Raw genomic sequence first — 25194 nt, 5'->3', positions numbered from 1 at the left:
CGGGCCCAACACGCCAGGCCCGTAAGTCACTTCGCGTAATCATCATCGCTTAATGCCGGTGGTAGCCATCCACCATACACTTAAAGGTTTCGCCCGGCGTGCGCCCCGTAGTGCAGAGATAAAGATGCCCAAAAATGAAAAACAGACTGACTATTGCCAGCGCAAAGTGCGCCTGAAGCAGCCAGTAACGCACTCCGGGGAACAGATCGCCGACAGCTACCGGGTAAAGCGATAACAATCCAGTGATCAGTAGCAGTGGCAACAAACCATACATCACGCCAACATAGGCCGCCTGCTGTAACGGATTAAATTTAGAGCGAGGTGAGGCCGGAAATGGGTGTGACTCGCCCTGCATAATGCCAAACAGGTAAAAACGCGTTTGTCTTTGCGCACGTGCGATCCAGCCCTGACGTTGAATAATATAGTGATGTCCGTTGCCGCCAATCAGGTTGATCAGCACAAAACCAATCCAGCAGGCAAGTAGCAAAAAGCCACAAACCTCATGAACGGTGAGCAGGCTTTTCATTACCGGTGCGCTAACGGCAGAGAAGTGATTGACCAGGCCACTAACCAGAAGCAACAGAAATAACAGCGCATTCGACCAGTGCCACAGGCGGACAGCCTTCGAATATAAATAGACCTTCTCACCATGCCCTGCCGACGCTTTATGCGCCGCCCGAAAGCGCAGCATGGCATGAAGCGCCAGCACCAGCCACATTCCCACCAGCATTAACCCGGCAACGACTAACCACACAGGCCAGTAGTCCGGTGAAAACAGGGGGACATACTGTGCAAGTTGGGCGTGAAACTGTTCGGCATTCTGCGACGCGTTCATACATTTTCCTTTTTAATCAAATGTTGACCGAACCGACGATACAGATGGGGCTTCCCGGCGCCTGCAAGTTGATATTCGTAATACTTGTTTTCTCGCAACCAAGTCTGAATTTCCGGGCTATCTTCACGACCGAAAATCAGCGCATGTTCCGGGCAAGCGTTAACACAGATCGGAGGGAAACCTTTCGCCAGCCGAGATTCAGCGCAGAAGTCGCATTTATCCGCCACTTTGGTTTGCGGGTTGAGATAGCGCACCTGATAAGGACACGCGCCAATACAGTAACTGCAACCAATACAGCAAGACGTATCTACTCGCACAATACCGTTCTCATCTCGCCAGGAGGCACCGGTCGGACACACCTCAATACAAGGTGCATCATCACAATGCTGGCAGGACTGACGGAAGTAGTGATACAGCGTTTCGTTGTCGTTATCGGTTACCGGAATATGAGCGATCGACAAACGGCTGCCCTGGTCAGGTACATGGTTGGTTTTCCGGCATGCACGAGCGCAAATATTGCATCCGTTACACAGTGATTCGTCGTGAATCATGACGTAACGAACGGCTTTAGGGCTCCTGGTACTCGCTAACAGATTTTGACCTGGGCCGGTAAAAAAAATCACCGTCCCCATGCCAATGACAAATTTTCGTCGGGTGAAGGACATCGGGTTATCCTCTAATGCTGTGACAGTGGTCGTCCACACATTCCATGACATCAACCTGAATAATTCAGGGGTTCTGATACTGCTCAACCTCAAGCCATTCACACAGGCCGTACGCTTTGCCATAACTCATAAAACGTTCGCTGAACAAATAAGGCTCCGCATTTGACGATTCCACAGTACGTATATCTGCGTAATCAGGATGCGTTTCCATGGCCGTGAGCGCCGCTGAAATCTGCTGAGACTCAAAGCTGTACGGCGGTTGCGTCAACATGGCGACCTTATAGGGGCGAGGATACGTTTGACAGTCGAAGCATACCGCCTCGGCAATCGCACGGCAGATGTCGTTTTCCACCACCTGCACGCACATGCCGGCGTAGTTTGCCGTCATGGTTTGCGTTGAGTAGAAATAGACATCTTCAGCACCCTGCACACGGGTGATATCCGCGTTATTCGCGTCCTGGCACAGCACACCCAGCAGCGCGGAGAGATCGGCTTCAGGGACCGAATAAGGTGGCTGCAGAAACACGCTGCGCGCCACCAGGTGCCCCGATGCCGAATGCTGGCGGATAAAATCTGCCACAATCGACTCCGGGCTAGCGGCTTCCTGAACCTGCGGCGCAGTCACCCGCTCGACCGGCGGGTGAAACGCCTGTAGCCAGTGTCTCTTTTGGCTATCAACCTCGTCAGGAAGCGCCCCAACGGGTGCCTGAACGTTGCTCACGTTAGTCATCTCGCGTTCCTTACGCTGGCAACAGATCCTGCGCAGCCAAATCGGCTGCCACGTCTTCAAGTCCGAGTCGGTTCAGGGTTTCGCGCGTTGGGCAACCCAACTCGGGATCCCAGCCCATTTCCTGATAGAACATCGTCAGTGACTGACGCATATCCTCCCTGTCCATCTTGTCGGTGCCTTCGGTGAAGACCGGAATTTTCGGGTCTTTATCAAACACCCAGGAGCAGATGAGATCGTGTTCATTACGCATATCTTTGGTTTGCATCAGTTTGACCGTATAGGCACGATGCAGGGTAAAGATGCGTTCAGCGGCCAGGTCCAGACTCGCCTGCGTGGTTTCATCACCGGTGACAGCCTGGAAGAATTTCGCTTCCAGATCCAAATCTCCGCGATAGTTGCGGCTCTTGAGTGGTGAAACCGTCATCGGCCAAACCCAGTTACACAGCGTAACCGCGTTATGCAGGCAGACTTTCAGCAGCGTCCATTTGGCATATTTGATCTTGGCGGCATTGATTGGGGTATAGTTTTTGGTCTCGTCGTAGGCGTCCTGCGACCCAAATAACTCGCCCGCCACTTCGCGCTGTAATTTCAGCGGCAAACCGGAACCGATGAAATTGATATGGGTGTGCGCCATACAGTCACGGTTAAACATACAGTTGGTGATCGCCCCCACCTGCGCTGAGGCTTCGTTTGCATGATGGACCGGAAAACCAAACGGCGACCACAGTTTATTTTTGGCATAACCCCAGTACTCTTCGCCCAAATCCCAGCGTTCAGCAATGGCATACGAGCCGTCCGCAAGATGACTGAGTTCCCCCACGCGATGCGCCAGTCGATAGTAGAAATCTTTGATAAAGTTAGGATCGCCCGCCTCCAGTTGATCCCAACGGATCTCCGCGTACTCTTCGGCTGGCAGCACGCGTTTAAAGACGCCTTTCGAATAGCAGTAGGTAAAGTCACGGTGCAGCTGGCCGTAGTTACACCAGATACCGTAATCGTCAAACAGGTTCAGACCGATCAGGTTCCCTACGACTCGCCCATCGTCTTTATCGTCAAAATCTTTCGGGCCATTGGGGAAAATGGTGGTGTGAACAAAGTTTGCCACGCAGGTGTTGCCGCCGGTACTCGGCACGCCAAAATCCTTCACCCGCGGGACATTGAGCTGCGACATACAACGAATAGGGCATGAATGGCAGCCGCTCATTTTGACCGTGTATTTTTCTGCGGCTGGACCCAGATCGAACACCGATTTATAGGTACGGAAACCCACCGTATTTTGGTTTCCCGGCGGGATTTCACCGGTTTCGATTGGCCCCCCTTCTGCCGCGCCCCAGAAAAGTCCCTTACGGGCTGTCCAGCGCGAGTTTGGCGAAGAGTATTCTGCCCAGGCCTGCGGGGTGCTTGGCACAACGTGGTTGTTGTTGGCGCCGATAAGCTCGGTCATCATGTAGTCATTGAGCCGCTTCATCTCTTTACGATCGGCAATGTTGACGCCTTTAGTCCCTTCTACCGCAATGGCTTTCAGGTTTTTCGAACCCATCACCGCACCTGTACCGGCGCCTCCGCTGTGGTTGCGGCTGTTGATCATGCAGGACAGTGGCACCAGATTCTCACCCGCCTGCCCAATAGCGGCAACGCAGGTTTCCGGGCTGGTAATCCGGCAAATCTCTTCGGTTGTGGCGCGAGTCCCCTTGCCCCACAAGAAATCGGCTTTTTCGATGCTGACTTTATCGTCTTTGATGTTGATCCAGACCGGTGATGCGGACTTGCCTTCAATAATAATGGCGTCGTAACCGGCGAATTTCATTTGTGCAGCAAAGAAACCGCCCATATGGGCATCTACGACTAAGTTACCTTTGGTAAACGTCGATAAGGAGGTGATATTGACGCGGGAGCTACAGGGAGCGCCAGACCCCGTTAATGGTCCGGTGGCAAAAACTAGCTTATTCCCTTCATCAAAAGGCATGGTGCCTGGCGGGACTTCGTCGTACATAATTTTATAACCAAAGCCCATCCCACCGACAAATTTTTTAAATTTACTGGAATCTTCAAGGGTGATATTACCCGTGGTGAGATTGACCCGTAAAATATTACCTGTCCAACCATTAGCCATCATGTTTTCCTTTGCAAGAAGGTTTAATAGATATACCCGCCATTCTTCAGGCAGTTTTTTATCCAAAACTGCAGTATTTTTGGCAATTAATGGCGCGAATCAGGTATGCCTGTTATCTATCAAACAGTAATATCTTTCCACTCGATAATTTTTAATGCTCCAGTCGGACAAGCATTGGCGCATTCCCCGCATAACACACATTTTGAGGACTTTTTCGTTTCGGTATTTACGGTCGCCATCATCCACGGGCAGGCTGTGGTACACGCGCTACAGCCAATACAGCGTTTGTGGTCCACCGCAATACAACCGTCTTCCTGTTTCCAGGTAATTGCACCAATTGGGCAGACCTTCATGCACTGCGGATCTTTGCATTGACGGCAGGTATCAGCGGTATAGTTTAAATCGCCATACAGCCCACCACCGGACCCGACGCCATCATCGCCAAAGAAGAAATTGCGATGGATTTTTATCCGGGAAAAGAAGGTCCCTACGGCACCATCGTTATAATTGGTACAGGATATTTCACAGCGGTGACAGCCCGTACAGCGCGCTCGCTGGGTCACCAGAACCCCTTTCGGCGTATTGATAAGCCCCACGGTCCCACTATCGATATCTTCCTGCTTACAACCAAATAGGGATAACAGCGCGGGGGCAATCGTTAATCCCGCCAGTCCTTTCCCTGATATCCGCAGGAATTCTAGCCGCGTTAAACCACAATCTAAAAATGGACGATCAACCTGGTTCATTTATTTCGCATCCTCTTCGCAAATGCTGTGGTAGCAACACCTCCAGGCTAATTTAAACCAGCGCAGCTCAAGCCATATCGGGCGGTTAATGTTGCCAACAACACGTAAATTTTTGCCCTAACCTGATCGCGTAAATGACGGTGGTTAAACTGAATGAATCTAATCCTTTAGGGTTAGGCGCAGAAATAATGTGGTTATTCAGCATGCATAGTCTTGATCGTCATCAATTAAAAAACGGAAGGGATATAATTAATGCGGAGTGAGATTTATTATCATTAAGAAATGGAGTGAAATAGCAGCCCATTTAAATTACAAATATTTGTGAACCCTCTCCCAAATATAATACTGCACGGCAAACGATATATAAATAAATACATATCGACTTATAGTTCTCTACAACCAATTATTAACGGAGATAAATTATATAGATTGATAGATTAACGTATCGAGAATAAGAGGACGGCAAAAAATTTCTGCGGTCCTCTTTTTATGAATTAACCGGCCAATGCTTTAATTACGGTCTCAATAGCCTGTTTTTCTAACTCACTGCGCTTAACGCGCTGGTTAGCAAGGGTGGTTCTCAGTACTCCCGCAATGACGATATGCTTAGGTTCTTGTCCCAGATCGCGCATTTCCAGCACTACTTTACCGACTACTCTGCACATTTCACGGTACAACTCGTCGTCTTTCGTCTGATTTCCCATTTTTGCCCGCTCGTCATTAACTCAAACCAACAGCATATATCACTCTGAGGATTTAGACAAAATTCAATGAAAATCAAATAAATGTCATCATTCTACTGAACTCTCTGAAGTCGATTAACGAGCTCAGCAAGACTTCCTGCCTGCATTTTTTCCATCACCCGCGCCCGGTGCACTTCAACCGTACGCACGGCAATATTCATGGCATCAGCAATTTCCCGATTCATTAACCCTTTTGCTACCAGATGCGCCAGTTCCCGTTCTTTTGGCGTAAGTTGTTGGTAGCATGAGATGATCTCTTGTCGCGAGAACGCCGCTGCCGAGACCTGCAAGGCATGTTCTAATGCCGCCTGAAGCGGCACGGCTGACACGGTTTTTTGCAAAAAATCGACCGCGCCACGTTTCATTTGCTCAACCGCCATCGGCACGTCGCCGTGCCCGGTGAGAAAGACCACCGCCAGCGTACTTGCTTTCTGACGCATGATTTCATGCACAGCGTGCCCATCCAGTACCGGCATACGCATATCCAGCAGTAGTACGCCCACCTGGTGCAAATTTGCCTCGGCGAGGAATTTCTCGCCTTGCTCCCAGCAAGACACTTCATATCCCAGACTTTCCAATAAAAACGCACAGGCCTGGGTAACGGCAATGTCGTCATCCAGCAGATGAATTATCGCCACTACGGCCTCCTTCCTGATTTGGCTTAAAATACAATGTCACTCTCGCCCCCGCTTTACCGTCCGGGGCCTGCTGATTTTTGATCTCAATATCTCCGTTTGCGTAGCGCACCAGTCGCTGACAAATGGCCAGTCCTAGTCCCATACCTTTTTTGCGGGTGGTCATAAACGGCTGAAACGCCTGATACAACTGAGCCTCGTCAATACCTCCGGCATTATCCTGCACCTGAATACGCACGCCGCCACCCTTATGCAGGGCGCTAAACCATACCGTCGTAGCACCTGCCTGGGCGGCATTGAGTACCAGATTAGCCAGCACCTGCTCAAGAAGAACGCTTGGCAGCATCAACGTTAACGCCTTACTAACCTGCGTGTGCAGCGTTATCGCCGGGAATTGCTGGGGCATACGCAGTAATTGCCAGACGTGATGGATAGCATCGTGAACGTTGATGGCTTGCCAGTCATCGGTGAGTACCGGATTGCCCTGTGCCTGGCTGACCCACTGCCGGAGATTGCGCAGCGTATCGGCTCCTCGTTGTGCCTGGGCGTCTATGTGCTCAAGCGCGGGCAGCAACGGATGCTGCTCATCCTGACCACGCAGGCGAATTAGACAGCCTTGGGCATAATGACGGATAGCAGACAACGGCTGATTGAGTTCATGGGCAAAACCGGAGGTCATCTCCCCCAGCACGCTCATTTGGCGGGCAGTCTCCAGCGCCTGTTCCTGTTTGTGCAACAACACGTTGTTCCGCTCCAGCTGCCTGCCACGTCGGCGAACCAACAGCATCACCCAGATGTAATTGAGCGTAAGCAACAGCAATACGATGACCACGCCCCCCATCGCCAGTCGGTGTTGAATAAACCAGCTTTTGACATCCAGCCACAGCTGACGCTGCTGCGGATGCTGGCGGACGTCGCGCAGCAACGCTTCTACTTCGCGGGTCGAGGCGGGCGCGCCCCAGCGAAACGCCGCGTTTTGCGGTGCATTGAACAGTACCCGCGTGACGCGATCGGCCAGCTCGTCACTCACTGCAGGTAGTGCGGCAAATGACCAGTCCGGATAGAGCGGCGTACTGGTTAAACAGGGAATTGAAGTCGGATGGTTCAACACGGTCATAAAATCGGTTTTACGGATGAGGCCTTCTTCATCCATTTTTTCCAGCAGGCACACCGGCACGATCACCGCCTGCACGGCTTTTTCACGTAATAAATAGAGTAAGGCATCGGCGGGAAATCCGGTGAACGTCAGACGCAAATCGCGCTCCGGGCGCAGACCGGCATCACTGAGCGCTTTATATCCCAGCAAATAGCCACCAAACGCCTGAGCATCAATGGCGCCAACCGTTTTGCCGATCAGATCGTGTGCGGAGGTTATCCCGCTGTCGCGCCTGACGAGAATGGCGCTGCCAATCACATTACTGGTGGCTTTCCCGCCACGGGTGGAGCGTAACGACGCCAGCCAGCGTAGCGCCGAGCGGCTGTTAAGCTGGACAAACTGCGCCGGATTGGTGACCACAAAGTGTACCGTTCCACGATTCACCGCCTCCTGCATCTGCCGCAGGTCCAGCGGTTGAATATGAAACTGCTCACCGGGGATTTGCTGATTCAACAAGGTTTCCAGCGGCTGCCAGTGATTACGTGTAGAAACCTCCCCGCGCATCGCCAAAACGCCAATGTTCCATGTCTGCGCCCTGACCGCGCCGCTTAGCATCCACAGCGACGCCAGCACCGTCAGACATCTTACTACGTTGCGTCCCACTCAATTATCCCTGTCAATTATGTTGTTTTAGATCAACAACAAGCCGGGTATGTGGTTAACCACAATAGAGTATACCCCGTCACGATTTTTACACTGTAAATCATTGAGATTCTTTATTCATCACACGCAAATCAACGGCGTGACCAATGTTTCGTTGTTGCATCGTGACGGGAGAAAATATGGACAGCAGTAAACGGCAGTTTCTCCAGCAACTGGGCGTCCTGACCGCTGGCGCATCACTGGTTCCGCTGGCTCAGGCGCAATTTCCCTTTTCGCCTGAACGCCACGAAGGCTCACAACAGCATCGCTACGCCATGCTGGTTGACCTGCGACGCTGTATCGGCTGCCAGGCCTGTACCGTCAGTTGCGCCATTGAAAACCAGACGCCACTGGGCGAATTTCGTACCCTCGTCAACCAGTATCAAGTACAGATTGAAGGCCAGCAAAGCGTTACCAACGTCCTGCTGCCGCGACTGTGCAACCATTGTGATAATCCCCCTTGCGTGCCCGTTTGCCCGGTACAAGCCACTTTCCAACGAGAAGACGGCATTGTGGTGGTCGACAACACACGCTGCGTGGGCTGCGCCTATTGCGTGCAGGCCTGCCCTTATGATGCGCGATTCATCAACCATGAAACGCAAACCGCCGATAAATGTACCTTTTGCGTTCACCGCCTCGAAGCGGGGCTGCTCCCGGCCTGTGTGGAATCCTGTGTCGGCGGCGCGCGCATCATTGGCGATATTAAAGATCCGCACAGCCGCATTTCACAAATGCTGCATGAACACCATGACGCCATCAAAGTTCTGAAGCCGGAAAGCGGTACGTCTCCTCACGTGTTCTATCTGGGACTGGATGAGGCGTTTGTCACCCCATTGATGGGACGAGCTCAACCCGCTCTCTGGCAGGAGGTTTAAATGAACCATTCACTGATTATCGACGAGGTTCTGGCCCATCCCCAGGACGTAAGCTGGTTACCCTGGGCCGTACAATATTTCTTTTTCATCGGCATTGCCGCCTGCGCCGCGCTGTTCGCCTGCGTTCTTCACTGGCGCAAAAAAGAAACGGCAAACCTGGAGAATCTGACGCTGTTAATCGCCCTGACCTGCGCGATTACCGCACCGCTGGCGCTGACCGCTGATCTACACCAAACCGCCCGCGTCTGGCATTTCTATGCGTATCCGACGCCATGGTCCTGGATGCCGTGGGGCGCGCTGTTTTTACCGCTGTTTACCGGTTTTTTAGGTCTGTGGTTTCTGGCGCAGCATGTGAAACGGCTAACGCTAAAAAGTTACAGCGTCACAAAATGGTTAGCACTTGGTAGCGCGCTGTCCGCCATCGGATTGCTGGTTTACACCGGCCGTGAAGTGTCGGTGGTACAGGCGCGTCCCATTTGGTTCAGTTACGCCTTTCCGGTTGCGATGTTCCTCAGCGCGCTGCAAACATTTCTTGCCCTGCTTATTGCCACGACAAATAGCAAGGACGCACTACCGCGTAAGCTAGCGTGGGGGCAAATGGTCACGTTGATTGCGCTTGCTATCGTGGTGGCGATCTGGGCGAGTGGTAATACGCTTTCCGGTTCGGCTATCCGTCAGTGGCTGGATGTTGCCTCTTCAGCACAACACTACGCTATCGGTTGGGTTGCGCTATGGCTTGTTTCGCTTGCTCTTTGCGGGTTGGTTGTACGATACCCCTTGTCGCTACCGCTGCGCATATTACTCGCTTTTAGCGCTATGGCGCTGTGCTGGCTAATGCGCTGGACGTTACTCATCCAGGTGCAGACCGTACCGAAATTTAACGCGCAGTTTAATCCCTATACCCTGCCCGGCGGCACCGATGGCTGGCTGGCTATTGTGGGTACCTTCGGCCTGTGGATAGCACTGATTATTATTGTTCGTGAAGCCCTGAACGCGATCGCAAGGAGAATGCAACATGGCTAATTTAACCCGTCGTCAGTGGCTTAAAGTGGGCCTTGCCGTAGGTGGTATGGTGACTTTTGGCCTGAGTTATCGGGATGTGGCAAAGCGCGCGATAGACGGTTTGTTGGACGGAACCTCGGGCAAAATTACCCGTGACCGCATTTTTGCCAACGCGCTCATCCCCGAAGCCAACGCCCGGCCTCACTGGCAGCAAAACCCGCAGCAGGTGATCTCGATGACGCAGTGCTTTGGTTGCTGGACGCAGTGTGGTGTACGGGTTCGCGTTGACACAGAGCAAGGCAAAGTGCTGCGCATTGCGGGCAACCCTTATCATCCGTTGTCGCACGAGCACCATATAGACGCCTCCGTCCCCTTTGCCACGGCAATGGAACAACTGGCCGGGGAGTCAGGTCTTGACGCACGTTCTACCGCCTGCGCCCGTGGCGCAACCTTACTCGAAGGTCTGTACAGCCCGCTACGAATTCTGGAGCCTATGAAGCGCGTCGGTAAACGCGGTGAGGGAAAATGGCAGCGCATCAGCTTCGAACAGCTGATCAAAGAGGTGGTGGAAGGTGGCGATTTGTTTGGTGAAGGCCACGTTGATGGTCTGAGAGCCATCCACGATCCCACTACACCGCTTGATGCGAAACATCCCGGCTTTGGCCCAAAATCCAATCAACTGCTGGTCACCAATACCAGCGATGAAGGACGTGATACCTTTTTACGTCGCTTCGCACTGAACAGTTTCGGCAGTAAAAACTTCGGTGCTCATGGCGCTTACTGCGGCCTGGCCTATCGGGCCGGTTCCGGCGCGTTAATGGGCGATCTGGATAAAAATACCCACGTGAAACCCGACTGGGATAACGTCGAATTCGCGCTGTTTATGGGCACCTCTCCGGCGCAATCCGGCAACCCGTTTAAGCGCCAGGCCCGCCAGCTGGCCAGCGCCCGTTTACGTGACGACTTCCGCTATGTTGTGGTGGCACCAGCCCTGCCATTAACCACGGTGCTGGCTGACGATCGCGGCCACTGGCAACCCGTACGACCGGGAAGCGACTCCGCGCTGGCTATGGGGATGATAAGCTGGATTATCGATAAACAACGCTATAACGCTGATTATCTCGCCATTCCCGGCATGCAGGCCATGCAGCAGGCTGGAGAAAAAAGCTGGACTAACGCTACGCATCTGGTGATTACCGATGAAATTCCAACGCTTGCCGGACAACACCTGACCCTCGCCCATCTGAGTGCAAACGCAGCCCAGGAGCCGGTGGTCGTCAACGAGGCCGGTGAGATTGTCGCCGCCAGCAGTTGCCCGCGCGCTCAGCTGTTTGTTACCCGTGAAGTGACGCTGGCCGACGGGCAGACAGTAACGGTAAAAAGCAGCTTCCAGTGTCTGCGTGAGTCCGCAAAGAAACTGTCGCTAACGCAGTACAGCCAGCAGTGTGGGGTGTCAGAAGCAGACATTGCCGCTCTGGCCGACGCATTCACCCGCCACGGGCGTAAAGCGGCAGTGATCACGCACGGCGGTATGATGGCAGGTAATGGATTTTATAACGCCTGGTCGGTGATGATGCTCAATGCGCTGATTGGCAACCTTAGTCTTGAAGGCGGCGTGTTCGTCGGCGGCGGCAAGTTTAATGGCGCCACCGACGGTCCGCGCTACAACATGGACAGCTTCGCCGGGAAGGTAAAACCGAAAGGGTTAAGCATCGCGCGCAGTAAAACCGCTTATGAGTCTTCGGAAGAGTACCGCAATAAGGTGGCTGCCGGGCAATCGCCCTTCCCGGCTAAAGCGCCGTGGTATCCGTTTGTCGCCGGTCAGCTTACCGAACTCCTCGTCTCGGCGCTTGAAGGTTACCCTTATCCGCTGAAAGCCTGGATCTCCAACATGACCAACCCGTTTTACGGCATTGCGGGGTTACGCGGCGTGGCGGAAGAAAAGCTCAAGGATCCTGCTCGTCTGCCGCTGTTTATTGCCATTGACGCCTTTATGAACGAAACCACGGCGCTGGCAGATTACATCGTGCCGGATACCCACAACTTCGAAAGCTGGGGATTCAGCGCTCCGTGGGCGGGCGTGGCCAGCAAAGCCACCACCGCGCGTTGGCCAGTTGTCAGATCGGCGACCAGCCTCACGGCTGACGGTCAACCGGCCTCGATGGAGTCTTTCTGTATCGCAGTGGCAAAGCGCATCGGGCTACCTGGATTCGGCGACAATGCAATTACCGATCCGCAAGGTAATCACTATCCGTTAAACCGTGCGGAAGATTACTACCTGCGTCTCGCGGCCAATATTGCGTTTATGGGCAAAGCTCCGGTTGCTGAAGCACAGCCGGAAGACATAGCGCTGACCGGGGTCCAGCGGATCATGCCTGTGATGACCCAAACGTTGAAAACCGATGAAATCAGCCGAGTGGCGTTTATCTACTCCCGCGGCGGGCGCTTTGCGCCGGACAACAGCGGGCGAGTTGATAACCGCGTCGGCAATGCCTGGGAAAAACCGCTCCAAATCTGGAATGCGAACGTCGCCGCGCACCGCCATGCGATTACCGGCGAGCGCTTCAGCGGCTGCCCGGCCTGGTATCCTTCACGTCTGTCAGATGGACGTGCGGTCGAGGAGTTGTTCCCGGAACAAGAGTGGCCGTTGAAACTGATTTCCTTTAAATCCAATACCATGTCCAGCGCCACGGCAGTGATCCCACGCCTTCATCATCTGAAGCCGGTTAATCTGGTGGCGCTCAATCCACAGGATGGTCAGCGGTATGGTTTAGCACACGGCGATATCGTGCGTATCACCACCCCAGGTGGTCAGGCGCAAGCGCAGATAAGCCTGCTGCATGGCGTCATGCCGGGTGTTATCGCCATCGAGCATGGTTACGGGCATAAAGAAATGGGCGCGGCACGGCATACCCTCGACGGTGAGCCGATGGCGTTTGATGAGCAGATTAAGTCGGGGATTAATCTCAACGAGTTGGGTTTTGCGGACCCAACCCGACAGGTAACCAATACCTGGCTTGACTGGGTGTCGGGTGCGTCGGTGCGTCAGGGGTTGCCAGCGAGAATTGAGCGAGTGTAGCTCTGGTGCCGCATGGCAACGCGAACGCGTTTTACCCGGCCTACAGGACGTCGTAGGCCGGATAAAGCACTGCCGCCACCCGGCAAAAAGCAGATTAGTTGTTTACCGGGATCACCGCACCTTTATATTTAGTACGGATCCAGTCCTGGATCTCTTTTGAATGCAGGACATCAACCAGCGCTACGATATCCTTTTTCTTCTCGTCGCCACGATGCACGGTAATGATGTTGGCATACGGGTTGTTTTCACCACTTTCAACAGCAATAGGATCTTTCACTGGATCCAGCCCGGCGTCGATGGCGTAGTTGGCGTTAATCACCACCGCATCGCCTTCGTCGTTGTTATACATCTGCGGTAACAGCGCGGCTTCCACGTTTGGCAGGAACTTCAGCTTTTTCGGGTTTTCGACGATATCGCTAATGCGCGCAGTTACTTTATCCACGCCCGGCTTCAGCTTGATCACCCCCTCTTTTTCGAAAATCGACAGAATACGGCCTTCCTCAGATACCGCGTCACGCATGATGACTTTGCCGCCTTCCGGCAGATCTTTAAGTGATTTCACTTTTTTCGAATAGATACCAATCGGCTCAATGTGAATCGCTCCGGCGCTGACGAAGTCATACGTTTTATCGCCTGCATGGTCTTTAATCACGCTGTTCAGGTACGGAATATGCTGGAAGTAGTTGGCGTCAATCTCACGGCCAGCCAGCGCAGTGTTCGGCAGAATGTAATCCTGGAACGGTTTAATCTCCAGATCGATCCCCTGCTTCGCCAAAATCGGTTTGGCCTGTTCAAGGATCTCCGCATGCGGCACGTTAGACGCGCCAACGGTCAGAGTATCAGCCCAGGAGGCAAAGCTCAGGGCGCTTAAGGTTGCTGCGGCGAGTAACGTCAGTGATTTTTTCATGATAATGGTTTCCGTATTTTATTAGCGTTTATCTAACAGAGAGGTGATCACATCGCCGCAAAGCTGGATGATGAAGACAATGAGCAAAATCGTCACCGTCGCCACCAGCGTGACGTCGCTGTGGTTGCGCTGGAATCCTTCCAGATAGGCCAAATTCCCTAAACCACCGGCACCAATTACCCCTGCCATCGCGCTGTAGCTAACCAACGCAATTAGCGTCACGGTGATCCCGGACACCAGAGCAGGAGAGGATTCCGGCAGTAAAACTCGAAAAATAAGTGTGCTCAGTCGTGCGCCCATTGAACGCGTCGCTTCAATAACGCCTTTATCCACTTCACGCAGAGCGATTTCGACCAGACGCGCATAAAACGGCGCTGCCCCCACGATCAACGCAGGCAACGCAGCATTGGCGCCGAGAATGGTGCCTACCATCGCTTTGGTAAACGGGATCAGCAGCACGATCAAAATGATGAATGGGATCGAACGAAAGATATTCACCACCAGCGAAATAGCGCTATATACCGCGCGATTAGGGAATAATCCGCCGCGCGCTGTCAGGAACAATGCCAGGCCAAGCGCGATGCCCAGAATAAAGGTCGCCGCCCCCGAAAGAGCTGTCATATACAGCGTTTCCTGGGTTGCCGCTAACAGTTGATCCCACTTCAGATGGGGAAACAGTTCTTCAGCCATGTTGAATCACCTCGCCTTCAATGTCGCTCTGGCGCAGGTCGGCCAAAATATTGTTCAATTGTTCCTCAGAGGCCACCACGTGCACCCAGAGTTGCCCAAACACGCCGTGTGCGGTTTGCGTCATCTTGCCGTGCAAGATGTTGAACGGCAGGCCATAGCGCAGGGTCAATTCCCCAACCACAGGCCGATGGGTACGTTGCCCGGTAAAGGTTAATTTGATAACTACCCCACCCAACTCGCTTGCCAGCTGCGGATTAAACTCGTCTTCTTCGGTGTACTGGCTCACCTGACGAACAAATTGTCGGGTAATAGGCTGCTGAGGATGGGTAAAGACGCTGAGCACATCACCTTCCTCAACGACCTTGCCGTTTTCCATTACCGCGACGCGGTCGCAGATTTTGCGTACCACGTGCATTTCATGAGTGATCAGCACAATGGTCAATTTGAAACGACGGTTAATATCGAGGAGTAAATCGAGGATCTGATCGGTAGTTTGCGGATCCAGCGCCGAGGTGGCTTCGTCACACAGCAGGACATCTGGATTGTTCGCCAGCGCACGAGCAATTCCTACACGCTGTTTTTGCCCACCGCTGAGCTGGGAAGGATACGCATTTTCACGACCGCTCAGCCCAACCAGCGTAATCAGTTCAGCAACCCGCGCTTTGATGGACGCTTTGGACGCACCGGCGATTTGCATAGAGAACGCAATGTTTTCGCTAACGGTCCGCGACCACAGCAAATTGAAGTGTTGAAACACCATGCTGATTTTCAGTCGCGCCTGGCGTAACGATTCCCCACTGGCGGCCGAGATATCGTGGCCGTTAATCGTCACGCTGCCGGAGGTTGGTTTTTCGAGACCATTGAGCAAACGAATTAAGGTGCTTTTACCTGCCCCGCTGTAACCAATAATGCCGTAAATCTGCCCCTGTTCAACCGTCAGGTTGACGTTATCGACAGCGGTGATGGCAAGCCTGCCTGGCGTAAACACTTTCGAAATATTTTTCAGGACAATCATGTCGTTTGGGTATCCGCTGCTGCTTATTGTTCTTCTGCTAGCGCTTTTGGCTGTTTAGCAGTATGGATGTCCAAACGAGTGTAATCAGTGGAATTGGCTTTTAAAATGAATTAAAACGCATTTGATATAACTTTTAGAAATATAGTACTGCATCGACGTCAACGGCATAAAACGTAGTCATCGAGATGTTAAATGCAGTTTGTTGCGCAACTAATCGCAACGCCCGATAACCTCTTTATCCATACCGATGAACAAATTAATGAATAATTTTTGTAAAACTGCACAGAAGTGTTTTGAAACGCTGTTTCCATTTTCCTTTTTGATAATTTTCAGCGTATAATGCGCGCCAATTGTCTCTTGAATGGTTTCAGCACATTGACCTGTAAAACTCAACGACTACAGAACTCACCATCCCGTTGGGCTGAAACACAAGCACACATTCCTCTGCACGCTTTTTCGATGTCACCTATCCTTAGAGCGAGGCATCACAACTTTCGTAACTCAGGTTTAGCTTCCCATCCGTGCGCGATGGGAGCCAGATTTCCATATCCTTCTCAACTTAAAGACTAAGACTGTCATGAAAAAGACGAAAATTGTTTGCACCATCGGTCCGAAAACCGAATCCGAAGAGATGTTAACCAAAATGCTGGACGCGGGCATGAACGTCATGCGTCTGAACTTCTCCCACGGCGACTACGCAGAACACGGTCAGCGCATCAAGAACTTGCGCAACGTCATGAGCAAAACCGGCAAGAAAGCCGCAATCCTGCTCGACACCAAAGGTCCTGAAATCCGTACCATCAAACTGGAAGGCGGTAACGACGTTTCCCTGAAAGCGGGCCAGACCTTCACCTTCACCACCGACAAATCTGTCGTAGGCAACAACGAAATCGTTGCTGTAACTTACGAAGGCTTCACTAAAGATCTGTCCGTCGGCAACACCGTTCTGGTTGATGATGGTCTGATCGGCATGGAAGTTACCGCCATCGAAGGTAACAAAGTTATCTGTAAAGTGCTGAACAACGGCGACCTGGGCGAAAACAAAGGCGTTAACCTGCCGGGCGTTTCCATCGCGCTGCCAGCACTGGCTGAAAAAGACAAACAAGACCTGATCTTCGGTTGCGAGCAAGGCGTTGACTTCGTTGCAGCGTCCTTTATCCGTAAACGTTCTGATGTCGTTGAAATCCGTGAGCACCTGAAAGCGCACGGCGGCGAAAACATCCAGATCATCTCCAAAATCGAAAACCAGGAAGGCCTGAACAACTTCGACGAAATCCTCGAAGCGTCTGACGGCATCATGGTTGCGCGTGGCGATATGGGCGTTGAGATCCCGGTTGAAGAAGTTATCTTCGCGCAGAAGATGATCATCGAAAAATGTATCCGTGCACGTAAAGTCGTTATCACTGCGACCCAGATGCTGGACTCCATGATCAAAAACCCGCGTCCGACCCGCGCTGAAGCCGGTGACGTAGCGAACGCCATCCTCGACGGTACCGACGCAGTAATGCTGTCTGGCGAGTCTGCAAAAGGTAAATACCCGCTGGAAGCCGTTACCATCATGGCGACCATCTGTGAGCGTACTGACCGTGTGATGACCAGCCGTCTGGACTTCAACAACGACAGCCGCAAACTGCGCATCACCGAAGCCGTTTGCCGTGGCGCGGTTGAAACTGCTGAAAAACTGGACGCGCCGCTGATCGTCGTCGCAACCCAGGGTGGTAAATCCGCTCGCGCAGTACGTAAATACTTCCCGGATGCCACCATCCTGGCGCTGACCACCAACGAAACTACCGCGCGTCAGCTGGTGCTGAGCAAAGGCGTTGTTGCACAGGTGGTTAAAGAAATCAGCTCTACCGATGATTTCTATCGTCTGGGTAAAGAAGTCGCTCTGGAAAGCGGTCTGGCTCAAAAAGGTGACGTTGTGGTTATGGTTTCTGGTGCACTGGTTCCGAGTGGCACCACCAACACCGCATCCGTTCACGTGCTGTAATAATTCCATCGCGAATTAATTTGCTTAAAAAAGCGCCCTGGTGGCGCTTTTTTTATTTTATCGATAGCCACAATTAATAAAAAATCAAATCGGATTTCACTATCTAATCCGTGATTATCTAAGATGAATCCGATGAAAGCTTTCTGTTTTCACTCGGGTTTTTAGCCGTTTTTGCACAATTCGATGCTTCTTTGAGCGAACGATCAAAAATAAGTGCATTCCCATCAAAAAAATATTCTCAACATAAAAAAGTTTGTGTAATACTTGTAACGCTACATGGAGATTAACTCAATCTAGAGGGTATTAATAATGAATCGTACTAAACTGGTACTGGGCGCGGTAATCCTGGGTTCTACTCTGCTGGCAGGTTGCTCCAGCAACGCTAAAATCGATCAGCTGTCTTCTGACGTTCAGACTCTGAACGCTAAAGTTGACCAGCTGAGCAACGACGTGAACGCAATGCGTTCCGACGTTCAGGCTGCTAAAGATGACGCAGCTCGCGCTAACCAGCGTCTGGACAACGCAGCTACTAAATACCGCAAGTAATAGTATCTGTGTAATAAAAATGGCGCACATTGTGCGCCATTTTTTTTGCTCTGAATTCCCCTTCCCTGTTATTGCGTAGCGCGCACCTCAGCATCTCCTCCCGGCACGCCATTTTGCGCAGACTTCACTTCTGGCCCATTGCTCGCGACCGATGCTTGCCCGGCAGTGACGGTGACTGGATAACCTGCGCGACGATACAACGCCCTTTCCACCAGACTGTTATCCACCGCTTTATTATCTTTAAACTGGGTAAAACCGGCTGGCAGCACATACGGCATGGTCTGGACGTTTTGCTCCTCTTCCGGCGACAGCGGTCGATGCACTTCGACATACCTCATGCCGTTCGGCTCAATCGAATATTTTATCGGCTCATTAATCACCCTGACCGGCGTGCCTGTGCGGACCTGAGCAAACAGTGCTTTAATGTCCGGCGCGTTCATGCGAATACAACCAGAACTCACACGCAGGCCCACGCTGTCCGGCGCGCTGGTTCCATGGATCAGATACTCACCGTTTCCATGCGCCAGACGCAGTGCAAAGCGTCCTAACGGGTTATTTGGCCCGGCAGGTACAACAGGCGGTAATGTGATGCCGCGCTCCAGAGAGCGTTTACGGATGCCTGGTGTAGGGGTCCAGGTAGGATTCGGGATTTTCTGCCCAACCCGGGTTTCCATTACCGGCGTTTCCAGCCCCTGCAAACCGATACCAATTGGGAATACCTGAACAATATTCTCTCCCGGCGGGAAGTAATACAGACGCAGTTCCGCCAGATTCACAATAATGCCTTCGCGTGGTGCATCCGGCAGCAGTAATTGTGAGGGAATAGTAATCAGGGTTCCGGGTTTAGGTACGGGGGCAATAGTGTTGTTGGCTTCAAGGATCAGCATGGCAGCGGTATCAAACTTACGGGCTATCGCCTGTAAGTTTTTATCGCCTTCCTGCACGGTGTAGGTTTGGTTTTGCCCAACAAGGCGGCTGTTCGCCTGGGGCAAAGGATAATCGACCGCCCATGCGGCCTGAATAGCGCTGTAAGCGCCGATTAGCATTAACGTAATAACAGACGCGCGTTTCATACTCACTCACCCCCCTGGCGTTCTTGCCGGACGGCGGCGAGCGCCCAATCCGGCTTACGAGTCACTGCGTTGCCTTACACGAACGCTTTCAAGTCGGTCTGAAAGTTAACGTGTTTTATCAGTTTAGCTAAGAGTTGCGGCTTTGGCGCGAATAGCCCGAATCATCGCCTCCAGCCCTTGTGAACGAGACGGTGTGAGGTGCTGTGCGAGCGCCATTTTTTCAAACCACGGACGCACATCAAAATTCACAATATCCTGGGCCGTCATGCGATCATACAAAATGAATACCACGGCAATAAGTCCTTTCACAATTGCCGCATCACTGTCGCCCTGTAATTCAATAATCTCTTCGCCATTCTGGTTCATAACAATCCATACCTGACTTTGACATCCCTGGATGCTATTTTCCGGGCAGCGTAAGTCGTCGTTTAATTCCGGCAAACGCTGACCCAGCTCAATAATGTACAGGTATTTCTCTTCCCAATTAGCGCAACGCAGAAAATTACGCAACAACTTTTCTTTATCCGGTAGCGCAGCCATAACGCCTCCCTGTTAGCCCAGTAAATGATGAATACGCTTGAGGCCCGTTACCAGGCGATCCACTTCTTCATGGGTGTTGTACATTGCAATCGACGCCCGACACATAGCAGGAACGTTATAGTAGGCCATCAGCGGCATAGCGCAGTGATGCCCCGTCCGCACGGCTATTCCATAATTATCAAGAAAACTGCCGACGTCAAAGGCGTGATGTTTACCTAGGTTAAATGCAATCACACCCAGGCGGTTATCCGGTCCGTAGAGTGTCAAATCCGGCACATCCGCCAGCTGCTCCAACGCATAGCGCATCATGAACTGTTCATATTCGCTGATTTCAGTAAGCCCCAGTGCTGAAACATACTCAATAGCCGCGCCGAGTCCGATAATACCTCCGGTGTTTGGCGTTCCGGCTTCAAAACGCCAGGGGGCTTTGGCCCACGTTGTTCCCTGACTCAAACTCACCGTCGCAATCATTGAACCACCGCCTTCCCAAGGTGGCATCTCCTGCAACAGCGACTCTCTGGCATACAGAACGCCAATACCGGTTGGTCCATAAAGTTTATGCCCGGAGAAAACATAAAAATCGCAATCCAGTGCCTGGACATCCACCTGATGATGCATCACCGCCTGCGCGCCATCCACCAACACTTTTGTGCCGTATTGATGCGCCAGCTCAATCATTTCCGATAACGGGTTCTCGGTACCCAACACGTTAGAAACGTGGGTAATCGCCAGCAGTTGCGTACGATCGTCAAACAGCGTCGGCAGCGTCTCCAGCTGCAACGTACCATCGGCATTGAGCGGAATAACGCGCAGCTCTGCCCCTACGCGGGCACACAGCATCTGCCAGGGCACAATATTGGCGTGGTGCTCCATTTCGCTGATGATAATGTTATCGCCCGCTCGCACATTGCTGCTGCCCCAGCTGTTCGCCACCAGATTGATGCCTTCCGTCGTACCACGAACAAACACCAGCTCTTCCGCTGAGCGGGCGTTAATAAACAACGAGGCAAGCTTGCGCACATTTTCCATTTTTTCCGTGGCCTGGGCGCTCAGCGTATGAATACCGCGGTGGACCGCCGCATAGCCGTGACGATAAAACTCGGCCTCGGCATCAATCACCTGATTGGGTTTTTGCGCGCTGGCAGCGCTGTCCAGATACGCCAACGGTAAACCGTTCACTTCACGCGTCAGGACCGGAAAGTCAGCCCGTACTTTTTCAATGGGAAATGTCATGCTGCGCCTCCCGGCAAGCGTTGGGCGATCCGCGCCAGTACCTGTTGTTTCAGCGTTTCATCGCCCAGGGCTTCCGTCAGCTCAGCGGCAAACGCATAGAGAATCATGTGTTGAGCATCCTGCTGGCCGATCCCTCGCGAACGCAGATAGAACATCTGCTCGTCGTCGATCCGTCCTACCGTCGCCCCGTGGCTGCATTTCACATCGTCGGCGTAGATTTCGAGCTGTGGCTTGGTATCCACCTCCGCCAGCTTTCCGAGCAACAAATTATTGTTGGTCATCTGACCGTCGGTTTTGATGGCGTGCTGGGCGACGTTGATCAGACCATTGAAGACCGCTCGTCCCTTATCGCTGACAATCGTTTTATGCAGCTGGCGACTGTTGCAATACCCTTTGTTGTGCTCAAGCCAGGTCCGTGTATCACAGACTTCATTTTTCACCGGCATCGCCAGACTGTTCAGCCGAAGCGTGGTGTTTTCACCGTTAAGCTGCGTACTGGTGTTATGGCGCAATACCGCATCACCAAGCAAGAAGCTGTGGCTAACGGCAGTAGCATCCGCGCCCAATTGAATGTCATTATGCGCGAAATGGTGACTAAACGGATTTTCGAACGCCAGTTTGATATGGCGCAAATGGGCGTTTGCCGCGACGTTCATCGTTAAGCGTGCGCCGGTGAAATGGCGACGCTCGCTGAGGCTGGCATAGTGTTCAATAACGGTGGCTTCTGCGCCTTCCGCTAGCTCCAGATGGTGGCGATAGTGCGCCGTATTCACCTCATCGCCCGCCAGCCCCTGGGTTATGTGCAGCAGCAGCAGCGGTTTCGCGGGGCGCTGGTTACGCTTCACCTGAATGTGCGTTACGCTACGGGACAGGCTTTCGGTAAGGTGCAAAAACACTTCCGGTTGGATAGCCGCTGGCAGCGCCTGGCGCGCATCGTCAATGGTAATGTCAAAACCGCTACCGTCTGTGCTGTCGCTGAGCGTCGGAGAGAATTGCCCGTCAACAAACACCAGTCGTACAGCATCAATTGTCGGCGACAACGCTGCACATTGGGCTGACGTTATCTCAGCGACATGACTGACAAACTGGCTGTTGGTTAATCCCTCCAGCGGCGTGTATTTCCAGTCCTCATGCTTCCGCGTTGGCAGCCCCAGACGCAGCATCTGTTGCAAGTGCTGCTGCGCATGGTGTGAGCGTGTCTCCCCTTGCGTCTCAAACAGATGGTGCCACTGTTGCAGCACGTTACTGCTGTTCGCTAAGCCAGCCATAACCTTGCTCCTCCAGTTGTTTGACCAGCGTAAAATCACCGGACTTCACAATTCGCCCCTGGTAGAGAACGTGAACAAAATCGGGTTTGATATAGTCCAGGATGCGCTGATAGTGAGTGACGATAATGAATGAGCGTTTCCCGTCACGCAGCGAGTTCACGCCATCCGCAACGATTTTCAGCGCATCAATATCCAGCCCGGAGTCTGATTCATCAAGAATGCACAACTGAGGCTCCAGCACGGCCATTTGCAGAATGTCATTACGTTTTTTCTCACCGCCGGAGAAACCGACGTTTACCGAGCGCGTGAGCAAATCTTCCGGCATCTTCAGCAGCGCTATTTTCTCTTCCATCAGATCCTGGAAGTCGAATCGATCCAGCGACTCTTCGCCACGGTAACTTCGCACCGCATTCAGCGCCGTTTGCAGGAAAAACTGGTTACTGACGCCAGGGATTTCCACCGGATACTGGAATGCCATGAAGATCCCTTCACCGGCCCGGTCTTCCGGCGACAGTTCCAGTAAATCTTTGCCGTTGAACTCTACCGTCCCGCCAATGACGTCGTAGTCTTCCCGCCCAGCGAGAGTTGCAGAAAGCGTACTTTTCCCCGAACCGTTTGGTCCCATAATGGCGTGAACTTCTCCGGGGCGAACCTCAAGGCTCAACCCACGCAGGATCGCCTTATCTTCCACACTGACCTGTAAATCTTTGATGCTTAACATGTGCTTTCCTTAAAATTTAACCGACGCTGTGCTCAAGACTTATGGCGAGAAGTTTTTGCGCTTCCACGGCAAACTCCAGTGGCAGTTCAGAGAACACGTCTTTACAGAAACCATTCACGATCATCGAAATGGCATCCTCTTCACTGATGCCGCGCTGCAGGCAGTAAAACAACTGGTCTTCACCAATACGCGACGTGGTGGCTTCATGTTCAAGCTGGGCGCTATTGTTACGACACTCCACATACGGGAAGGTGTGTGCCCCACAATCCGCACCGATCAACATCGAGTCGCATTGGGTATAGTTGCGGGCGTTAGTAGCAGTCGGCATGATTTTCACTAAGCCGCGATAACTGTTCTGGCTGTGTCCGGCGGAGATCCCTTTCGAGATAATGGTCGATTTGGTGTTTTTGCCAATGTGGATCATTTTGGTGCCGGTATCGGCCTGCTGATGTCCACTGGTCAGCGCGACGGAGTAGAATTCGCCGATCGAGTTGTCACCACGCAAAATGCAGCTTGGGTATTTCCAGGTAATGGCCGAGCCGGTTTCCGACTGCGTCCACGACATTTTGCTGTTTTCGCCTTCGCAGAGTGCGCGTTTGGTGACGAAATTCAAAATACCGCCCGTATTGCCATCGCCGGGAAACCAGTTTTGCACCGTGGAGTATTTCACTTCGGCATCTTTGTGGATGATGACTTCCACCACCGCCGCGTGTAGTTGGTAACTGTCGCGCACCGGGGCTGAACAGCCTTCGATATAGCTGACGTAGCTGCCCTCATCCGCAACCAGAATGGTGCGTTCAAACTGCCCGGTTTTTTCCGCATTGATACGGAAATAGGTCGACAGCTCCATTGGGCAACGTACGCCTTTCGGTACATAAATAAACGTGCCGTCAGATGCCACCGCCGCATTCAGCGCGGCAAAGAAATTGTCATTGCCGGGGACAACCGTGCCCAGGTACTGTTTTACCAGCTCAGGATGATCGTGAATGGCCTCACCGAACGAACAGAAAATAATGCCCTGTTCCGCCAGTTTGTCGCGATAGGTGGTCGCTACCGATACCGAGTCGAAAATGGCATCAACCGCAACTTCTTTGCCTTCACGTACCGGCACGCCAAGCTGTTCGAATGCGTCCTCAACCTCTTTGCTTAAAAATGCATTCGCGCCCGTTTGCTGTACCGCTCCCGGTTCAGACGCACAGGTTTCATCGCAGTTACCGCAGGAAGGTGCGGAGTAATAGCTGTACTCCTGATAATTCAGTTTGTCGTAATGCGCTTTAAGCCAGTGTGGTTCTTCCATGGTCAGCCACGCTTTAAAGGCATTCAGGCGAAATTCCAGCATCCAGTCGGGTTCATTTCGTTTTGCCGAAATCGCGCGCACGACATCTTCATTGATCCCTTTTGCCAGCTCATCGGTTTGCAGTTGGGTGAAGAAGCCCTCTTTGTAATTAAGGTGCCCGCCAGCCCAGGTGTTGACATCGTCAGTTGCTTCAGTATTACGAGACATAGTACCGCCTATACCCCAAAACTTTCGCCACAGCCGCATTCGTTCTGGGCTTTCGGGTTATGAAATTTAAATAACTGGTTTAATCCTTCGCGAACGAAATCGACTTCTGTGCCGTCAATGAACGGCATCGCCTGCAACGGCACATAAAGTCTGGCGCCCTCCGTTTCAAACAGCAGATCGTCTTTTTCGGGTTGGCGGACGGTATCCAGCACGTAACCGAATCCCGCGCACCCTGTTTGCTTCACGCCTAAACGCACACCCAACATGTCAGGTTGCTTTGCCACCAGTTCACGGATATGCGCCGCAGCCGCTGGCGTTAACGTCAGCCCACGCCAGGCAAAATCGTCCGGGTTAAATGTTCCTGAATGCAATTCCATAGAGTTACCTCGAGTCACTAGCTTTTAAGCTATAACACCATGTTAGTGATAATGATTATCACTTCAACCCCTCAACAGCAGGGGCATTCGGGTTAATCGCCCTTTTTGA

24 protein-coding genes are annotated in these 25194 nt (G+C 52.5%); 6 read left to right on the top strand and 18 right to left on the bottom strand.

Annotated elements, in window-relative coordinates; genetic code table 11:
- Positions 1 to 49 precede the first annotated feature (49 nt).
- From phsC to ttrS, 8 genes are all read right to left on the bottom strand, one after another.
- Positions 50 to 835, bottom strand: coding sequence for a thiosulfate reductase cytochrome B subunit (phsC, locus tag C2U43_RS11055; RefSeq protein WP_048235471.1), 786 nt, complete (start codon positions 833 to 835; stop codon positions 50 to 52).
- Entirely contained in the window at positions 832 to 1500 is a 669-nt protein-coding gene (locus C2U43_RS11050) for a 4Fe-4S dicluster domain-containing protein (RefSeq protein WP_020996435.1), read from the bottom strand. The genes phsC and C2U43_RS11050 overlap by 4 nt, the downstream gene beginning before the upstream one ends.
- A gap of 64 nt (positions 1501 to 1564) precedes the next feature.
- Positions 1565 to 2230: a YdhW family putative oxidoreductase system protein gene (locus tag C2U43_RS11045; RefSeq protein ID WP_103285120.1), complete on the bottom strand. Its 666-nt coding sequence runs from the start codon at positions 2228 to 2230 to the stop codon at positions 1565 to 1567.
- Between the two features lie 10 nt (positions 2231 to 2240).
- Complete coding sequence (locus C2U43_RS11040) at positions 2241 to 4343, bottom strand: aldehyde ferredoxin oxidoreductase (RefSeq protein ID WP_003832676.1); 2103 nt, start codon at positions 4341 to 4343, stop codon at positions 2241 to 2243.
- A 119-nt stretch (positions 4344 to 4462) separates the two neighbouring features.
- Positions 4463 to 5089 carry a ferredoxin-like protein gene (locus C2U43_RS11035; RefSeq protein WP_016152920.1) on the bottom strand — a complete coding sequence of 209 codons (627 nt, stop codon included), beginning with the start codon at positions 5087 to 5089 and terminating at the stop codon, positions 4463 to 4465.
- Positions 5090 to 5583: 494 nt separating this feature from the next.
- Positions 5584 to 5793, bottom strand: a complete 210-nt coding sequence (gene fumD, locus C2U43_RS11030) for a fumarate hydratase FumD (protein WP_003029345.1) — start codon at positions 5791 to 5793, stop codon at positions 5584 to 5586.
- A 92-nt stretch (positions 5794 to 5885) separates the two neighbouring features.
- Positions 5886 to 6470, bottom strand: a complete 585-nt coding sequence (gene ttrR / locus C2U43_RS11025; RefSeq protein ID WP_103285119.1) for a tetrathionate respiration response regulator TtrR — start codon at positions 6468 to 6470, stop codon at positions 5886 to 5888.
- The gene (gene ttrS / locus C2U43_RS11020) at positions 6445 to 8178 is read right to left on the bottom strand and encodes a tetrathionate respiration histidine kinase TtrS (protein ID WP_103285984.1); all 1734 of its coding nucleotides are present in this window, start codon (positions 8176 to 8178) and stop codon (positions 6445 to 6447) included. Before ttrS ends, ttrR begins: the two co-directional genes overlap by 26 nt.
- A gap of 227 nt (positions 8179 to 8405) precedes the next feature.
- Between ttrS and ttrB the strand changes: the two genes are divergently transcribed.
- From ttrB to ttrA, 3 genes are read left to right on the top strand one after another with little or no spacing between them, the layout of a single operon-like run.
- Positions 8406 to 9140 (top strand): tetrathionate reductase subunit TtrB, encoded by a 735-nt coding sequence (ttrB, locus tag C2U43_RS11015; protein ID WP_032943223.1) that lies wholly within the window; start codon positions 8406 to 8408, stop codon positions 9138 to 9140.
- Positions 9141 to 10163, top strand: a complete 1023-nt coding sequence (gene ttrC, locus C2U43_RS11010) for a tetrathionate reductase subunit TtrC (RefSeq protein WP_103285118.1) — start codon at positions 9141 to 9143, stop codon at positions 10161 to 10163.
- On the top strand, positions 10156 to 13221 hold the full coding sequence (gene ttrA, locus C2U43_RS11005) for a tetrathionate reductase subunit TtrA (RefSeq protein WP_103285117.1): 3066 nt from the start codon (positions 10156 to 10158) through the stop codon (positions 13219 to 13221). The genes ttrC and ttrA overlap by 8 nt, the downstream gene beginning before the upstream one ends.
- Before the next feature lie 94 nt (positions 13222 to 13315).
- On the opposite strand, the gene C2U43_RS11000 is transcribed toward ttrA, so the two are convergent.
- The 3 genes from C2U43_RS11000 to C2U43_RS10990 are packed head-to-tail and all read right to left on the bottom strand — an operon-like array spanning position 13316 to position 15833.
- Positions 13316 to 14128, bottom strand: coding sequence for a MetQ/NlpA family ABC transporter substrate-binding protein (locus C2U43_RS11000; protein WP_003029358.1), 813 nt, complete (start codon positions 14126 to 14128; stop codon positions 13316 to 13318).
- A gap of 21 nt (positions 14129 to 14149) precedes the next feature.
- Positions 14150 to 14818, bottom strand: a complete 669-nt coding sequence (locus C2U43_RS10995; protein ID WP_048214308.1) for a methionine ABC transporter permease — start codon at positions 14816 to 14818, stop codon at positions 14150 to 14152.
- Entirely contained in the window at positions 14811 to 15833 is a 1023-nt protein-coding gene (locus tag C2U43_RS10990; RefSeq protein WP_063941515.1) for a methionine ABC transporter ATP-binding protein, read from the bottom strand. Before C2U43_RS10990 ends, C2U43_RS10995 begins: the two co-directional genes overlap by 8 nt.
- Positions 15834 to 16208: 375 nt before the next feature.
- Here C2U43_RS10990 and ynhH point away from each other — a divergent pair, with 375 nt between their 5' ends.
- From ynhH to lpp, 3 genes are all read left to right on the top strand, one after another.
- On the top strand, positions 16209 to 16403 hold the full coding sequence (ynhH, locus tag C2U43_RS30040; RefSeq protein WP_244293978.1) for a protein YnhH: 195 nt from the start codon (positions 16209 to 16211) through the stop codon (positions 16401 to 16403).
- A gap of 7 nt (positions 16404 to 16410) precedes the next feature.
- Positions 16411 to 17823 (top strand): pyruvate kinase PykF, encoded by a 1413-nt coding sequence (pykF, locus tag C2U43_RS10980; RefSeq protein WP_003029366.1) that lies wholly within the window; start codon positions 16411 to 16413, stop codon positions 17821 to 17823.
- A 309-nt stretch (positions 17824 to 18132) separates the two neighbouring features.
- On the top strand, positions 18133 to 18369 hold the full coding sequence (lpp, locus tag C2U43_RS10975) for a murein lipoprotein Lpp (RefSeq protein ID WP_003029373.1): 237 nt from the start codon (positions 18133 to 18135) through the stop codon (positions 18367 to 18369).
- A 68-nt stretch (positions 18370 to 18437) separates the two neighbouring features.
- Here the strand turns inward: lpp and ldtE are convergent, their stop codons facing one another.
- The 7 genes from ldtE to sufA form a co-directional block, all read right to left on the bottom strand.
- Positions 18438 to 19442 (bottom strand): L,D-transpeptidase LdtE, encoded by a 1005-nt coding sequence (ldtE, locus tag C2U43_RS10970; protein ID WP_032943210.1) that lies wholly within the window; start codon positions 19440 to 19442, stop codon positions 18438 to 18440.
- 123 nt (positions 19443 to 19565) lie between these two features.
- Positions 19566 to 19982, bottom strand: coding sequence for a cysteine desulfuration protein SufE (gene sufE / locus C2U43_RS10965; RefSeq protein WP_103285115.1), 417 nt, complete (start codon positions 19980 to 19982; stop codon positions 19566 to 19568).
- A 12-nt stretch (positions 19983 to 19994) separates the two neighbouring features.
- Positions 19995 to 21215, bottom strand: a complete 1221-nt coding sequence (gene sufS / locus C2U43_RS10960) for a cysteine desulfurase SufS (RefSeq protein WP_079933944.1) — start codon at positions 21213 to 21215, stop codon at positions 19995 to 19997.
- Complete coding sequence (gene sufD / locus C2U43_RS10955; protein ID WP_032943209.1) at positions 21212 to 22483, bottom strand: Fe-S cluster assembly protein SufD; 1272 nt, start codon at positions 22481 to 22483, stop codon at positions 21212 to 21214. Before sufD ends, sufS begins: the two co-directional genes overlap by 4 nt.
- Positions 22458 to 23204, bottom strand: a complete 747-nt coding sequence (sufC, locus tag C2U43_RS10950; RefSeq protein ID WP_103285114.1) for a Fe-S cluster assembly ATPase SufC — start codon at positions 23202 to 23204, stop codon at positions 22458 to 22460. The genes sufD and sufC overlap by 26 nt, the downstream gene beginning before the upstream one ends.
- Before the next feature lie 16 nt (positions 23205 to 23220).
- Positions 23221 to 24708, bottom strand: coding sequence for a Fe-S cluster assembly protein SufB (gene sufB, locus C2U43_RS10945; RefSeq protein ID WP_020996440.1), 1488 nt, complete (start codon positions 24706 to 24708; stop codon positions 23221 to 23223).
- 8 nt (positions 24709 to 24716) lie between these two features.
- Complete coding sequence (sufA, locus tag C2U43_RS10940; protein ID WP_003832645.1) at positions 24717 to 25085, bottom strand: Fe-S cluster assembly scaffold SufA; 369 nt, start codon at positions 25083 to 25085, stop codon at positions 24717 to 24719.
- Positions 25086 to 25194 lie beyond the last annotated feature (109 nt).

Origin of the sequence: Citrobacter freundii complex sp. CFNIH9 (genome assembly GCF_002903305.1) — a bacterium.
Taxonomy (GTDB): domain Bacteria; phylum Pseudomonadota; class Gammaproteobacteria; order Enterobacterales; family Enterobacteriaceae; genus Citrobacter; species Citrobacter portucalensis.
This window is presented reverse-complemented; position numbering and strand designations above follow the sequence as displayed.